General features: G+C 70.0%; 10 protein-coding genes. 8 read left to right on the top strand and 2 right to left on the bottom strand.

The features are described 5' to 3' along the window. Position 1: 1 nt before the first annotated feature. Entirely contained in the window at positions 2-1,252 is a 1,251-nt protein-coding gene (locus CLV54_RS11690) for an inositol-3-phosphate synthase (RefSeq protein ID WP_100345173.1), read from the bottom strand. Positions 1,253-1,769: 517 nt separating this feature from the next. Here CLV54_RS11690 and CLV54_RS11685 point away from each other — a divergent pair. From CLV54_RS11685 to CLV54_RS11655, 7 genes are read left to right on the top strand one after another with little or no spacing between them, the layout of a single operon-like run. Next, positions 1,770-2,681, top strand: a complete 912-nt coding sequence (locus tag CLV54_RS11685; protein WP_100345172.1) for an ABC transporter ATP-binding protein — start codon at positions 1,770-1,772, stop codon at positions 2,679-2,681. Beyond that, on the top strand, positions 2,678-3,421 hold the full coding sequence (locus CLV54_RS11680) for an ABC transporter permease (RefSeq protein WP_100345171.1): 744 nt from the start codon (positions 2,678-2,680) through the stop codon (positions 3,419-3,421). The genes CLV54_RS11685 and CLV54_RS11680 overlap by 4 nt, the downstream gene beginning before the upstream one ends. A 25-nt stretch (positions 3,422-3,446) precedes the next feature. After that, positions 3,447-4,589 carry a sensor histidine kinase gene (locus CLV54_RS11675; RefSeq protein ID WP_245861660.1) on the top strand — a complete coding sequence of 381 codons (1,143 nt, stop codon included), beginning with the start codon at positions 3,447-3,449 and terminating at the stop codon, positions 4,587-4,589. After that, positions 4,586-5,233, top strand: a complete 648-nt coding sequence (locus CLV54_RS11670; RefSeq protein WP_100345169.1) for a response regulator transcription factor — start codon at positions 4,586-4,588, stop codon at positions 5,231-5,233. Before CLV54_RS11675 ends, CLV54_RS11670 begins: the two co-directional genes overlap by 4 nt. Positions 5,234-5,288: 55 nt before the next feature. After that, a complete protein-coding gene (locus tag CLV54_RS11665; protein WP_425430280.1) occupies positions 5,289-7,889 on the top strand; it encodes a DEAD/DEAH box helicase in 2,601 nt (866 codons plus the stop codon). A 26-nt stretch (positions 7,890-7,915) separates the two neighbouring features. Further along, positions 7,916-9,835, top strand: a complete 1,920-nt coding sequence (locus CLV54_RS17535) for a DUF2207 domain-containing protein (RefSeq protein ID WP_157802938.1) — start codon at positions 7,916-7,918, stop codon at positions 9,833-9,835. Next, positions 9,822-10,346, top strand: coding sequence for an 8-oxo-dGTP diphosphatase (locus tag CLV54_RS11655; RefSeq protein ID WP_157802937.1), 525 nt, complete (start codon positions 9,822-9,824; stop codon positions 10,344-10,346). Before CLV54_RS17535 ends, CLV54_RS11655 begins: the two co-directional genes overlap by 14 nt. A gap of 33 nt (positions 10,347-10,379) precedes the next feature. On the opposite strand, the gene CLV54_RS11650 is transcribed toward CLV54_RS11655, so the two are convergent. Next, positions 10,380-11,861, bottom strand: coding sequence for an MFS transporter (locus CLV54_RS11650; RefSeq protein WP_100345167.1), 1,482 nt, complete (start codon positions 11,859-11,861; stop codon positions 10,380-10,382). Between the two features lie 166 nt (positions 11,862-12,027). Between CLV54_RS11650 and CLV54_RS11645 the strand changes: the two genes are divergently transcribed. Next, positions 12,028-13,590, top strand: a complete 1,563-nt coding sequence (locus tag CLV54_RS11645; protein WP_100345166.1) for a carboxylesterase/lipase family protein — start codon at positions 12,028-12,030, stop codon at positions 13,588-13,590. Positions 13,591-13,629: the final 39 nt, after the last annotated feature.

The following is a 13,629-nucleotide window of genomic DNA, read 5'->3' as shown; positions in this document are numbered from 1 at the left end:
GTCACACTCTGCTCGCCGCGTATTCGGTCGGTGCCGCCTCGGTCGGTGCCGCTTCCGCGGGCGCGTCCCCCACGGGCGCCGCGGCCGCCACCGCGTCGCTCGTCGTGTGCGCCCAGTCGACGAGAGCGCGGGTCTGCTCGCCGAAGTCGTGCACGTCGGAGCCCCACGGGTCTTTGAAGAAGAAGCCCATGGCGGCCACGGGGCCGCCCGTGCCGGCGATGTGCGCGAGCGAGAGGAGGCGCACGAGGTCGAGCACGAGGGGTGCGGCGAGGGAGGAGTCGTACGCGGTCCAGGTGGTCTGCAGGGTCAGGCGCGAGCCGAGGAAGCCCTCGACGTGCACGTTGTCCCACGCGGTCTTGACGTCGCCGAGATCGGGCACGTTGTCGATGTGCAGCGGGGTCACGACGTCGTCGCCGAGCAGCTCGTGCAGTCCGCGGTTCTTGGAGGCGAGCTTGCTGCGCACGGCCTCGGGGTCGGCGAGGGTCGCGCCGTCGCCGCCGCCGAGGAGGTTCGCGCCGGCCCACGAGAGCACGCGCATGCCCCGAGCGCGGAACATAGGCGCGAGGGCCGTGCGCAGGAGCGTCTCGCCGGTCTTGCCGTCCTGCCCGGCGATCGGCAGGCCGGCGCGGGTCGCGAGCTCGACGAGCACGGGCAGCGACATCCCGCTCGAGGGTGTGAAGCCGACATAGGGGCTGCCGGCGAGGATGGCCGCGTAGGCCGCGAGCGAGCTCGGCGGCAGCACGCGCCGGGTCGGGTCGGCGAGGGCGGTGCCCAGGAGCTCGGCGTCGTGGAACTCGGGCACGTCGTCCACGAGCGGCTCGGTCGAGGCGACGTCGACGACCACGACGCGGGCGAGGCCGTGCCGTTCGCGGAAGTCGACGATGTCACCGCGCAGGCGCTCGGCGGCATCCTGCTGGGTCTCGTCGCTCGTCACCGAGTAGCCGGGCCGCAGGTCCTGCTCCGTGAGCGCGAGCTCGTCGGCGACCTGGGCGACGATCGCGGCGGAGACCATGCCGCCGTCGACGATGACCTGCGCGCGGGCCTGCAGGGGAAGGCCGGAGACGTCATGACCGCCGACGACGAGCGAGTCGAGCGAGGGCAGGTCGACGCCCACGAAGTCCGCGCCGGCCGTGACGAGCCCGGTGGATGCCGCGACCCCGCGCCGGATGGCGTAGAGCCCGATCGTGGCCGTCGTCGCCACCGAGCCCCGCGCTCCGATGAACCAGATTCCCGTCCGTTCGCTGTCAGCCATCGAAGCTCGCTCTCCCGTGCGTCGCTGCACGTTCTGTGCGGACGATGCCCGGCGGCGTCGCCCGTTGATTCCATACCGCGGCCATCCGCGGCACCAGACACCCGTTCGCGTCGCGATCGCCGCGTTCCTAGCTGCGGCGAATGGTCCGGGGGAGTCCGAGGTTCACGCTAATCGCAGAGTATGTCGATAGTCAAGACTTAATGGACGGACTCGTGCGAGGGGGCCATTGCCGTCGAGCGCGCGATTATCGTCGATGGTCTCAGCATCCGCAAATCTACGGTGAATCCGGCGTGGTATGTGTGCGATGAGGATGGCGTCGACAGTATGTTGCCTCGTTCGAACAGGGGACAGCGACAGGCGCGTGAACTCGGCATACTCTGCTATTTCGGTTTATTAACAACATTTAGGTTTTCGAGTGTGCCGCAGCGCCGAGATGTCACCCGTTATGACATTTGTCACCGCCAGATCGTGACAGCCACCCTGGGCGCGAGGTGGCGGCCGCGACGAGCATGGAGGCATGACAGAAAGCCCGGTGATCCGCCTGACGGATCTCTCCAAACGATTCGGAACCCTCGCCGCCGTCGACGACATCTCCCTCGAGATCGGCAGAGGCGAGGTCGTCGCTCTGCTCGGGCCCAATGGGGCCGGAAAATCGACGACGATCGACCTGGCGCTGGGGCTCGCGACGCCGAGCTCCGGCACGGCCGAGCTCTTCGGAGGCACACCCCGCGCGGCGATCGTCGGCGGCCGGGTGGGCGCGATGCTGCAGGGCGGCGCGCTCCTGCCAACGATGACGGTCGCACAGAGCGTCGCCCTCGTCGCCGCTGCTCATAACCACCCGCTTCCGGTCGCGGAGGCGCTCGAACGCGCACGCGTCACCGACATCGCCCGGCAACGTGTGAGCAGCTTGAGCGGCGGCCAGCTGCAGCGCGCCCGCTTCGCCGTCGCTGTCGTCTCCAACCCGCAGCTGCTCATCCTCGACGAGCCGACGGCCGCGATGGACGTCGAGGCGCGGCACGTCTTCTGGGAGTCGATGAGGGAGTTCACCTCGCAGGGCCGCACCGTCGTCTTCGCGACCCATTACCTCGATGAGGCCGATAGCTTCGCCGACCGCATCGTCATCCTGAGTCGCGGTCGCGTCGTCGCCGACGATGCCCCCGCCGAGATCAAGGCTGTTGTGACCGGCCGAGTCGTGGCCTTCACCCTCGACAACGGGACCGCGGATGTCCGGGCTGTGCTCGAGGCTCTGCCCGGGGTGCACGCCGTCGATCACCGCGCAGGACGCTTCTCGGTGCGCACCGACGACTCCGACGGTGTTCTGCGCACGGTGCTCGCCACCTGGCCGAGGATCCACGACATCGAGGTCGTCGCGCGCACCATGGACGACGCGTTCCTCGCACTCACGAGCACGAAGGAGACCGTTCGATGAGACCCCGCTACATCGCCCTCGAGGTCGCGCGGCAGCTGCGAAACCTCCGATCCCTCGTCTTCACCTTCGTGCTGCCGGTCGTTATGCTGCTGATCTTCGGCGGCGCCTACGGTTCGAGCGGTCAGCTCGACGGCTCGACCGGCCTGCCCTGGCTCGTCGTCACGACCGTGCAGATGGCCGGCTACGGCGCCATGATGGCGGCGCTCTCGCAGGCGTTCACGATCGTCAACGAGCGCTCGATCGGCTGGAACCGGCAACTGCGTATCACCCCTCTGAGCGGAACGGGTTATCTCGTGTCGAAGGTCGTGGCTGCCCTCACGATCGCACTGCTCTCGATCCTGCTGACGATCGCCGTGTCGACTCTCGTTCTCGGCGCGCGCCTGGCGCCTGCCGAATGGGCCATGGCAGCCCTCGGCCTGTGGATCGGCGTCATCCCCTTCGCCCTCATCGCGATCCTCATCGGCCAGTTCGCGAAGCCCGAGTTCGCGCAGCCGCTGTTCATGGTGACCTTCCTGGGCCTCGCGATCCTGGGCGGGCTCTGGATTCCCCTGCAGGTCATGCCGGGATGGGTGTCGGATGTCGCGCAGATCGTGCCGTCGTACTGGCTCAACCGGCTCGGGCAGATGGGCGCCCTGGGCTCGGGTGGCGCGCTCACCCCGGCACTCGTGCTGGGGTGCTGGGCGGTGGTTCTCACCGTGCTCATCGTCTGGCGCTATCGGCGGGATGCGGCGAGGGCCTGAGCGCAGCGGGCGTACAGTGAACCCCGTGCAGGATCGGAGCGGACGGCGATCGAAGAGGCTCATCGGCCGTCTCCTCACTCCGGGGGCCTACCGCTGGTATCTCGGCGCGATGTTCGGTCTCGTCTACCAGATCCTCGAGTTCATCGTCGTCTGGTCAGGTGACGGCCCGCTGGCCGAGCAGATCGTTGTGACGGTGCTGCTCGTGGCCTTTTACCTGGGGTTCCTCGTGCTCCCGCCGCTCGTCTGGCCGGAGCCCGTGCTCATCAAGGTCCTCGCGATCGTGGTGTACTGGGTCGCGACGGTCGCGCTCTTCCCCTTCCTCGGTGTCGACGCCCTCTGGGTCTGGACGCTGGTCGCGGCCATGATCGGCTTCACCTGGTTGCCCATGCGCACGGCGCTCGTGCTCGCCCTGGCTCTCGTGGGCGTGCTGTTCGCGATCGTCGTCGCCACGGGCTTCCCCAGTTCCGTCTCCTTCGCACCGGTGGTCACGGCCTCGGTCGCATTCTCGATGATCGCCTTCTCCCGCCAGATCGTCGCCAACCGGCGACTGCGCGAGGCGCAGGCGGAGATCGGGCGGCTCGCCGCCATGGAGGAGCGGGCGAGGCTCGCCCGAGACCTGCACGACGTGCTCGGCCACTCGCTCACGGTCGTCGCGGTGAAGGCGGAGCTGGCCGGCCGGCTCGTAGGCCTCGACCCGCGCAGAGCGCGCGTGGAGATCGCCGACGTCGAGCAGCTCGCGCGCACGGCGCTCGCCGATCTGCGAAGCTCGGTCTCGAACTATCGCGAGGCCGACCTCGACGCCGAGCTCGCGGCCGCGCGTTCGGCACTCGATGCGGCGGGCATCACGGCGCGACTGCCGGACGACACCTCGGCCGTCGACGACGAGGTGCGGACCGCCTTCGCCTGGGTGCTGCGGGAAGGGGTGACCAACGTCATCCGCCACTCCGAGGCCGGCGAGTGCTGGGTCGAACTGGGGCCGCGACGGCTGGTCGTGCGCGACGACGGAGTCGGCTCCGCGACGACCGCTTCGACGCCGGGCACGGGCGACGGTGCGGGAAACGGTTTGCGCGGCCTGACCGAACGCGCGAAGCAAAGCGGACTGCGTTTGCGGGCGACCGATCGGGTCGATGGCGGCTTCGAGCTCGTCGTCGAGGAGGTGGGGACATGAGCACGCCCCGACAGCTCCGGGCGCGGGAGGTGCTCCGCGTGCTGATCGCCGACGACCAGGCCCTCGTGCGCGGCGCGATCGCATCCCTGCTCGATCTGGAGCCCGATCTCGAGATCGTCTCGCAGGTGGGCAGAGGCGACGAGGTGCTCGAGGCAGCTCGCTCGACCCGGCCGGATGTCGCGCTGCTCGACGTGGAGATGCCGGGGCTCGACGGCATCGCGGTGGCCCGGCTGCTGCGCGAGCAGGTGCCGGAGTGCCGTTCGCTCATCGTGACGACCTTCGGCCGCCCCGGCTATCTCCGGCTCGCGCTCGAGGCCGGCGCCTTGGGCTTCGTCGTCAAAGACACCCCTTCCGGCCAGCTCGCCGCCGCCGTGCGCCGGGTAGCCGCGGGAGACACCGTCGTCGACCCGGCTCTCGCGGCCGAGTCGCTCGTGATGGGCGCTTCTCCGCTGAGCGCGCGAGAGACCGACGTGCTCATCGCCCTGCGCCAGGGTGGCACGACGGCCGAGGTGGCACGCCTCCTGCGCCTCTCCGAGGGCACCGTGCGCAACCATCTCTCAGCGGCGATCGGCAAGACGAACGCCCGCAACGCCTCGGAGGCGGCGCGTATCGCGGCCGAGAACGGCTGGCTACTGACCCCTTAGCCAGCCGGTCTCGGTGGGCAGCCGCGGCATCCGATCGTCATCCGGCAATGGGAGGATGGTCTCGATGCGACTCCTCGACGCCCTGCCCATCCCCTTCGAAGCGGATGCGGCGTTCGACGCGTTCGCGAACTGGGTCGCCGATGGCGGCATAACCCTGTACCCCGCGCAGGAGGAGTCGCTCATCGAGATCGTCTCGGGGGCGAACCTCATCCTCAGCACTCCGACGGGCACGGGGAAGTCGCTCGTCGCCACGGGCGCGCACTTCACCGCCCTCGCTCAGGGCAGGCGCACTTTCTACACGGCACCGATCAAGGCTCTCGTCTCCGAGAAGTTCTTCGCCCTCGTCGAGATCTTCGGGGCGCAGAACGTGGGCATGATGACGGGCGACTCCGCCGTCAACGCCGATGCGCCCATCATCTGCTGCACGGCCGAGATCCTCGCGAACCTCTCCCTGCGCATGGGGCCGGACACGCCCGTCGGCCAGGTGGTCATGGACGAGTTCCACTTCTACTCCGAGCCCGATCGCGGCTGGGCCTGGCAGGTTCCCCTGCTCACCCTGCCGAACGTGCAGTTCATCCTCATGTCGGCCACACTCGGCGACGTGTCGTGGCTCGCCGACGACCTGAGCCGCCGCACCGGCCGTGAGACGGCCGTCGTGACCGGCGTGGAGCGGCCCGTGCCGCTGCACTACTACTACGCGACGACGCCCGTGCACGAGACGATCGACGAGCTGCTCACGACCAACCAGTCACCCGTCTACGTCGTGCACTTCTCGCAGCTGGCCGCACTCGAGCGGGCACAGGCGCTCACGAGCTCGGCCGTGGCCACACGTGCGCAACGCGACGAGATCGGCGAGGCGATCGCCGGCTTCCGCTTCACGACGAGCTTCGGCAAGACCCTCAACCGGCTGCTGCGCGCGGGCATCGGCGTGCACCACGCCGGCATGCTGCCGAAGTACCGGCGGCTCGTCGAGCAGCTCGCCCAGCGCGGGCTGCTGCGGGTGATCTGCGGAACGGACACCCTCGGCGTGGGCATCAACGTGCCGATCCGCACGGTGCTCATCACGGCGCTCACGAAGTTCGACGGCATCAAGATGCGCCAGCTGAACGCGCGCGAGTTCCACCAGATCGCGGGCCGGGCGGGCCGAGCCGGCTACGACACCGCGGGAACCGTCGTCGTGCAGGCCCCCGAGCACGAGGCCGAGAACGCGAAGGCCGTCGAGAAGGCCGGCGACGATCCGAAGAAAAAGAAGAAGATCGTGCGCAAGAAGCCGCCGGAGGGTTTCGTCTCGTGGGGCGAGCCGAGCTTCACCCGCATCGTGTCGGCCGAGCCGGAGCGCCTGAGCTCGAGCATGCAGGTGAGCCACGCGATGCTGCTCAACGTCATCGCGCGCGGCGGCGACGCCTTCCAGACGATGCGCGACCTCATCTTCGACAACCACGAGCCGTGGCTCAAGCAGCTCGCCCTCGCCCGCACTGCGCTCGCGATCTACCGCACGCTGCGCACCGCGGGCATCGTCACCCAGACCCCGCAGGCCGACGGCTCGGTGCGCATCCGTCTCACGGTGGAGCTGCAGCCGAACTTCGCGCTCAACCAGCCGCTCTCGCCCTTCGCGCTCGCCGTCTTCGAGCTGCTCGACCCCGGCACCGAGGATGCCCCGTCGAGCACGTACGCCCTCGACATGATCTCGGTGCTCGAGTCGACCCTCGACGACCCGCGGCCGGTCATCTCGGCCCAGCAGTTCGCCGCGCGCGGCGAGGCCGTCGCGGCCATGAAGGCCGAGGGCATCGAGTACGACCAGCGTATGGAGCTGCTCGAGTCGGTGACCCATCCGAAGCCGCTCGAGGAGCTGCTCGAGGCCGCCTTCGAGACCTACAGCGCCTCGCAGCCGTGGATCGGCGACTTCGAGCTGCGCCCCAAGTCGGTCGTGCGCGACCTCTACGAGCGCTCGATGAGCTTCGGCGAGTTCATCGCCTTCTACAAGCTGGCCCGCTCCGAGGGCGTCGTGCTGCGCTACCTCTCCGACGCCTACCGCGCCGCCCGGCAGACGATCCCCACCGAGGCGAAGACCGAGGAGCTGCTCGATCTCATCGAGTGGCTCGGCGAGCTCGTGCGCCAGGTCGACTCGAGCCTGCTCGACGAGTGGGAGGAGCTCATCCACCCCGACCTCGAGCAGCTCGGGGGCGCCGAGATCGTGCCGCCCCCGCCGCCGAGCATCCTCACCAATCGCCGGGCCTTCACGGTGCTCGTGCGCAACGAGCTCTTCCGCCGCGTGCAACTCGCCTCGCGCGAGGCCTACGACGCCCTCGGGGAGCTCGAGACGGCATCAGCGGCGCTGTCGTCGGGGTCGTCGTCCGGACCGTCGCCGTCGTCCGGGCTCGGGCACGTGCTCTCGGCCGATGAATGGGCCGACGCCCTCGACCCCTACTTCGAGGAGCACGACACGCTCCTCATCGACGCCGACGCCCGCAACCCGCGTCTGCTGAGCATCGACGAGTCCCGAGCGGATGCCGGTGCCGGCGTGTGGCTCGTGCGTCAGACCCTGCACGACCCCCAGGGCTATCACGACTGGGGCATCGACGCCGAGGTCGACCTGCCCGCCTCGGTGGCCGAGGGCACGGCGATCGTGCGGGTGACGGGAGTCTCCCGGCTGTGACCGACCGGGGTCGGTAGGGTGAGCCTGTGAGATTCCGTTCGCGACATACACTGACCGGCCTGTTCCTCCTCGGGGTGCTCGGCACCGTGACTGCGCTCACGAGCGGTGCGGCATCCGCCGCGATCGTCCAGCCGCAGGCGACGCAGCAGGACACGCTCGCGGTGCGCGGAGACGTCGACGACTTCCGTTTCGGCTCCTTCTCTGTCGACTACTATCTGAGCAGCGACGAGGCGGGCACCTCGACCCTGCACACGGTCGAGACCTTCGTCGCGGAGTTCCCCGACTTCGATCAGAACCGCGGCATCGTGCGCGCGATCCCCGACGACTACGACGGCGTGCCCCTGCGTACGACGGTGCAGTCGGTCACCGACGCGCTCGGCAACCCCGTGCCCTACGAGACCACGCACGACGACGGCTTCACCGAGCTCGCGCTCGGCACCGACGAGTTCGTGCACGGCGAGCAGACCTACGTCATCAGCTACGACCAGGTCAACGTCGTGCGCCACTTCAACGACACGAACTCCGACGAGTTCTACTGGGACACGAACGGCACCGGGTTCGCCCAGCCGTTCGGCAGCGTGACGGTGCGGGTGCACGTGACGGGCCTGCCGGTCGAGGGGCTCAACGGCGACTTCGCGTGCTACCAGGGGGCGCAGAACTCCACCGAGAACTGCACGATCGAGCAGGGCGTCGACCCCGCGGTCGACGTGCAGGCGGGAGCGCCTGCGCCCGCGCTGTTCAGCGCCTCGGCCGGCCCGCTCGAACCGGGGGAGAACCTCACGGTCGCGATCGGCTTCGCCAGCGGCACCTTCGTGGTCCCCGAGGCCCCCGGCCAGTCCTGGGCGTTCACGATCCTGCCCTGGATCGTCGGCGGGCTCTCGGCGCTGGCCGCCGCCGTTATGCTCCTGCTGCGCCGGGTGCTCTGGCCGAACGCGAAGGGCCGTGGCACGATCATCCCGCAGTACAGCGTTCCGGAGGGCGTGAACCTGCTCGTCGCGGCCGACATCGCCGGGCGCACCTCGAGCGGATTGCAGGCGCAGCTCATCAGCTTCGCCGTGCGCGGCAACATCCACATCCTCGACTACCCCGTGACGGAGAAGGGCGCCGCGGCGTCCGGCACCTTCACGCTGCAGTTCGTGCACGCCGACGGGGTCGACGAGCAGGAGCAGGGGCTGCTCTCAGCGCTCTTCCGCGATGATCTGACACCGGGCGCCGTGCGCGAGCTCGGGGTCGCCTCGCAGACGCTCGCGGCGAAGCTCGCGGCGCTTCCCGCGGCGACGAGGAGGCTCGTGGTCGGGCGGGGGCTCCGCACGAAGCCGACCGCGAAGTTCGCTCCCGCGATCGTGCTCCTGAGCGCCCTGCTCGTCGTCGCCTCGATCGTGCTCTTCGTCATCGCGATGGCCGCGAACGCCGATGTGCCGTGGATCTTCTGGGTCATCGTGCTCGCGGTCGTCGGTTTCGCGCTCTGCCTGCGCTGGTCGCGCCCGCCCGAGGTGCTCACGCCGAGCGGGGCGGAGCTGTCGGAGTACCTCGAGGGCATGCGCGTCTACCTCGACCTCGCCGAGAAGGATCGCTTCCGCTACCTGCAGAGCCCCGAGGGCGCCGAGCGGATCGACGTGAGCGACGGCAGCCAGATCGTCAAGCTCTACGAGCGGCTGCTGCCCTTCGCGGTGCTCTGGGGCGTCGAGGACCGCTGGGCGGGCGAGCTCGCGGTGCGCTACGAGCAGCTCGCGGCCGAGCCGAACTGGTTCGTGAGCGCAAACGGCTTCCAATCGGCGAACCTCGCCGTCGCGCTCTCCTCCTTCTCCCTGTCGGCCGCGAGTTCGGCGACCGTCGTCTCCTCGAGCTCGTGGTCGGGCAGCAGCGGCGGCTCGTTCGGCGGAGGCTCGATGGGCGGCGGCTTCTCCGGCGGCGGCGGTGGTGGAGGCGGCGGTGGCGGACGCTGAGCCGCTCGGCCCCGCGAGCGGGCTGCCGCAGGTCTGCGTCTGCTATCTGACCCGGGTCGACGCCTCCGGGGTCACCCGGGTGCTGCTCGGGCGCAAGAAGGGCGGTCTCGGCGCGGGCAAGCTCGTAGGCCTGGGCGGCAAGCTCGAGCCGGGCGAGTCGGTGCTGGATGCCGCGGTGCGCGAGGTGCACGAGGAGTCGGGTGTGCGCGTCCGGGCCCGCGATCTCGTTCCCCTCGCGCGGCTGCGGTACTTCTTCCCCGACCGGCCCGCGTGGAGCCAGGAGTCGACGGCGTTCCGCTGCGACAGCTTCGAGGGCGAGCCCGTCGAGTCCGATGAGCTCGTGCCGGAGTGGTTCGAGCTCGAGCACCTCCCGTTCGAGCGGATGTGGCACGACGCGAGGTTCTGGCTTCCCCTGGCCCTGGCGGGCGACCAGATCCGGGCGAGCTTCACGTTCGGATCCGATCTCGACACGGTCGTGTCATCCGATCTGCCGGGCGTCACGCTGGCCTGAACGTGATCCTGCCCTGAATCAGCCGGGCGAGGCTCAGGCCTCGCTGCCGACGATCGGGATGCTCGCGGTCTCGTACTTCGGCTCGTGGCGGGGGATGAAGAAGGCGATGACGACGCCCATCAGCGCCACGCCCGCGCCCACGATGAAGACCGTGCGGAACGCGCCCGCCGTCGGGATCGCGACGCCCTGCGACACGACGACGCTCGACGAGAGGATGACTCCCACCACCGTCGCGGCGACGGTCGAGCCGAGCGTGCGCATGACCGAGTTCAGGCCGTTCGCGGCGGCCGTCTCGGTCGCAGGCACCGCGTGCATGATGAGCGTCGGCATGGCCGCGTAGGCGAAGCCGACGCCGAAGCCCACGGCGGTCGCGATGAAGACGGCGTGCCACACCTCGGTCATCAGGCCGACGGCGATCGCGTAGCCCACGGTGATGATGGCGCCGCCGAGGATGAGGCTCGTGCGGGGCCCCCGAGCGGCCGAGAGCCGTGCGGCCACGGGCGACATAAAGAACATCACGAGGCCGCTCGGCGTGAGGCAGAGGCTCGCGATGAGCAGGGACTGCCCGAGCCCGACCCCCGTCGTCGAGGGCAGCTCGAGCAGCTGGGGCAGCGCCGCGCTGCTGATGAAGAAGCCGAAGCCGACGGAGATGGAGGTGAGGTTGGTCAGCAGCACGGGCCGGCGGGCGGCGATCCGCAGATCGATGAGCGGGCTGTGCACCCGCAGCTCGTAGAAGCCCCAGCCGAGCAGCACGACGGTTCCGCCGATGAGGAGGCCGAGGGTCGCGAGGCTCGTCCAGCCCCACAGCTCGCCCTTCGAGATTCCGAGCAGGATCGCCGTGAGGCCGATCGCGAAGAGCACGGCGCCGCCGAAGTCGAAGCGCCCGGCCGTCTTGAGCGTGCTCTCGGGCACGATCGCGAGCACGAGCACGAAGGCCACGACCGCGAGCAGGGCCGCGAGCCAGAACAGCACGTGCCAGTCGAGGTTCTCAGCGATGATCGCCGAGATGGGCAGGCCGATCGCGCCGCCGACGCCGAGCGTCGCGCTCACGAGGGCGACGGCGCCGCCGAGGTTCTTCGGGTGCAGCACGTCGCGCAGGATGCTGACGCCGAGGGCGATCACGCCGAGCCCGACGCCCTGCAGGGCGCGGCCGGCGATGAGCGGGATGAGCGAGGTCGAGAGCGCGGCGACGACCGAGCCGGCGAGCAGGCAGCCGAGGAGCACGAGCACGATGAGCCGCTTGCCGAACATGTCGCCGAGGCGTCCGGAGATCGGGGTCGTGATCGCTGCGGCGAGGAGCGTCGAGGTCAGGATCCACGACGCGTCGCCGACGGTCGTGTCGAGCAGCTGCGGGAGCTCGGGGAGGATGGGGGTGACGAGGGTCTGCATAAACGCGGCGATGAGGCCCGTGAGGGCGAGGGTCGCGATGATGGCCCTGTCGCTGGGGATCCGGGTGAGCCGGCGGCGTTCGCGGTCGTTGAGGGATCCATCCTGAGGGCCGGTGAGTCGTGGCATATGGGGAGCAGAGCGCCTTTCTTCTGGACTGAACAGTCTCGGTGCTGTGTATAGCCTGACTAAGTAAAGAGCAGGGGAACGGCTTCCATTCCCGATCCGCCCCGCCCCGCACACCGTCGAGGCGACGTTCAGGCTCAGTTCACCCTCGGGGCCGTAGCATCGTAGCGTGATCACCTCGCTCGCCTCCCTCACGGTCGACGTCACCGGGGGTGCGGTCCGCGGCGTCGTCGAAGACGACGTGGCGGTCTGGCGGGGGATCCCGTACGGCGGCCCGACCTCGGGTGCGGCCCGGTTCCGGGCGCCGCAGCCGGTCGAGCCCTGGGAGGGCGTGCGCGACGGCTCCCGGTTCGGGCCCGTCGCACCGCAGGCGCACCGCGGCCAGTTCATCGGCGCGCACCCGCGCATACCGACCGGCGAGGACTGCCTCAACCTCAACGTGCTGGCCCCACTGCCCGGCCGCAGCGCCACGGCCGTGCCCGTCATGGTCTTCATCCACGGCGGAGCGTACAGCGTGGGCTCGTCGCGCGAGTTCCCTGAGCAGGGCAAGGAGTTCGTGCGCGACGGCGGCATCGTCTACGTGAGCTTCAACTACCGCCTGGGCGCCCTCGGCTACCTCGACTTCAGCCGCTACTCCACCCCCGAGCGCCCCATCGAGAGCAACCTGGGGCTGCGCGACCAGGTCGCGGCGCTCGAGTGGGTGCGCGACAACATCGCGGCCTTCGGCGGCGACCCGGAGCGCGTCACGATCTTCGGCGAGTCGGCCGGCGGCAACGCCGTGACGACGCTCATGACGGTGCCGAGCGCCGCGGGGCTCTTCTCCCGAGCCATCGCGCAGTCGCCGCCGCCCAACGCCATCTATCCCACGAGCCTCACCGCGCGGTGGGCCGCCGACTTCGTCGAGATCCTCACGGCCGACGTCGACGCCCACAGCGTCGAGAACACGACGACGGATGCCGCGGGGGCACTGCTCGCCGAGGCCTCCGTTCCGGCGCTCGTCGCCGCCACCACCGTGCTGCAGGTGCGCACGCCCGACGAGCAGCCCGGAACCGTCTCGCTGAGCCCCGTGATCGACGGCGACTTCCTGCCGCAGCGGCCCCTCGACGCCTTCAAGAGCGGCGAGGCCCACCGGATCCCGCTCATCATCGGAACCAACGACCGCGAGGGCTCGCTCTTCACGGGCAGGCTCGACATCCTCGCGACGACCCCTCCGCGCATCCGAGCGATCTTCGCGAAGACCAAGAAGAAGGCGCGCAAGGCCATCAAGGCCGAGTACCCGGGGCTGCCCGAGCGCCGCCCGGCGGCCGACTTCGGCGGCGACTACGCGTTCTGGTACCCCACCGTCAAGGTCGCGGAGCGGCACTCGCGCTTCGCGCCCGTGTACTTCTACCGCTTCGACTCGGCCCCGCGGCTGCTGCGGTTCCTCGGCTACGACGCGACCCACGGCATCGAGCTCTTCGCCCTCTTCGACCGGATGAACGGCTGGTTCGGCCGTGCGCTCAGCCTGCTCGGCGGGCGCAGCGCCTTCCTCGAGGCCGGCAAGCGGATGCGCGCCCGCTGGCTCGCCTTCGCCTGGGGCGAGGAGCCGAGCGCGGGCGACGGCGCGGCGGCCTGGGCGCCCTACGAGGAGACCCGGCGCGACACCCTCATCATCGCGAAGACCGACCGCGTGGAGTCCGATCCTCGCGGCAACCGCCGCCGGGCGTGGAACGCCTTCGTGCCGCACATCTGAGCAGTCGGGGAGCACCCGCACGGATCCGGGGGATAACCC

The sequence above is a fragment of the Compostimonas suwonensis genome, assembly GCF_002797855.1.
GTDB lineage: Bacteria > Actinomycetota > Actinomycetes > Actinomycetales > Microbacteriaceae > Compostimonas > Compostimonas suwonensis.
The sequence above is the reverse complement of the archived record's forward strand: the minus strand, read 5'-3'. Positions and strand labels throughout refer to the sequence as shown.

Excerpts from the sequence above, each read along its gene's own strand:
- CLV54_RS11685 (WP_100345172.1), top strand. The coding sequence starts at position 1,770 with ATGACAGAAAGCCCGGTGATCCGCCTGACGGATCTCTCCAAACGATTC.
- CLV54_RS11665 (WP_425430280.1), top strand. The coding sequence starts at position 5,289 with ATGGTCTCGATGCGACTCCTCGACGCCCTGCCCATCCCCTTCGAAGCG.
- CLV54_RS11650 (WP_100345167.1), bottom strand. The coding sequence starts at position 11,861 with ATGCCACGACTCACCGGCCCTCAGGATGGATCCCTCAACGACCGCGAA.
- CLV54_RS11690 (WP_100345173.1), bottom strand. The coding sequence starts at position 1,252 with ATGGCTGACAGCGAACGGACGGGAATCTGGTTCATCGGAGCGCGGGGC.
- CLV54_RS11670 (WP_100345169.1), top strand. The coding sequence starts at position 4,586 with ATGAGCACGCCCCGACAGCTCCGGGCGCGGGAGGTGCTCCGCGTGCTG.
- CLV54_RS11680 (WP_100345171.1), top strand. The coding sequence starts at position 2,678 with ATGAGACCCCGCTACATCGCCCTCGAGGTCGCGCGGCAGCTGCGAAAC.